The 1,055-nt window shown below is 39.5% G+C and carries 1 protein-coding gene; it reads right to left on the minus strand.

Going from position 1 to position 1,055, the window contains the following annotated elements:
• On the minus strand, positions 1–1,055 hold a 1,055-nt coding region (gene ulaG, locus DW761_RS20880; RefSeq protein ID WP_117519241.1), incomplete at both ends, for an L-ascorbate 6-phosphate lactonase.

A 1,055-nucleotide genomic window follows, 5' to 3' on the forward strand; every position in this document is an offset into this window, starting at 1 on the left:
AGAATTGATCTGAATGGAACGTTTGGTTCATCAGTAAAGCAATCTTCAAATCCTCTGCGATAGTGGAACTGGTATTTGTCTTTATCTGTTGGCCATACGTATTTTCCTCCAACATCCCAAATGAATGGGTGGAACTGATACTGTAATACATCTTTCTTATAGTTGTATAACATCATGATTTCCTGTGGATCTGCTTTGAAGTTTGTCCATACATCATAGTGGAATGGAATCACTACTTTACACTGTAATGCTTCTGCCATTCTTAAGATATCCACACTTGTCATCTTATCCTGGTTTCCGATTGGGTTTTCTCCATATGATCCTAACGCTACATCGATATCATAATCTTTTCCATGTTTTGCGTAATATGTGGAATAGTGTGAATCTCCACTGTGGTAAATGCTTCCTGCTGGTGTCTTAATGATATAGTTGACTGCTTTTTCATCCATATCTGTTGGGCATACGCCTCTGACATCTACATCATTTGTTACTAAGCATGTTCTATCGAAGCTGTCCACAACGATGATTTCTGTATCTTTTACTTTTACAACATCGCCTGGTTTTACTGTGATACAACGTTCTGCTGGTACACCATAACTTAACCATTTTTCAACACTCTTTGCTGGTCCGATGAATGGTACATCGCCTTCACAGTTCTTTAATACTGCTGCTGCATAGAATGGATCGATATGATCGTTGTGATAGTGTGTTGATAATACTGCGTCTACTTTTGTGACTGCGAATGGATCGTATACGATTGGCGCAGCTCTTAAGTTTGGCTGTGTCATACGTCCGCCTGTCATGTTTCTCATCTGGTGGAATGGCGCCATTTCTTTTGTTTTCTTTGTACGTTTACCATTTCCAAACCATAAGTCGATAGAGATGTTTGTGTCGTTTTCTGTTTTGATCCAAAGACCTGTACAGCCGATCCACCACATTGCGAATGTTCCTTTTTCTACTACTTCCTGATCGATTTCTTCATTCAGCCATGTTCCCCATTCTGGGAATGCGCCAAGAATCCATGATTCTCTTGTTATTTCATCTACTTTACTCAT

This window comes from Absiella sp. AM29-15 (assembly GCF_003434225.1).
In the GTDB taxonomy this organism is placed as follows: Bacteria; Bacillota_I; Bacilli_A; order Erysipelotrichales; family Erysipelotrichaceae; genus Hoskinsella; species Hoskinsella hominis.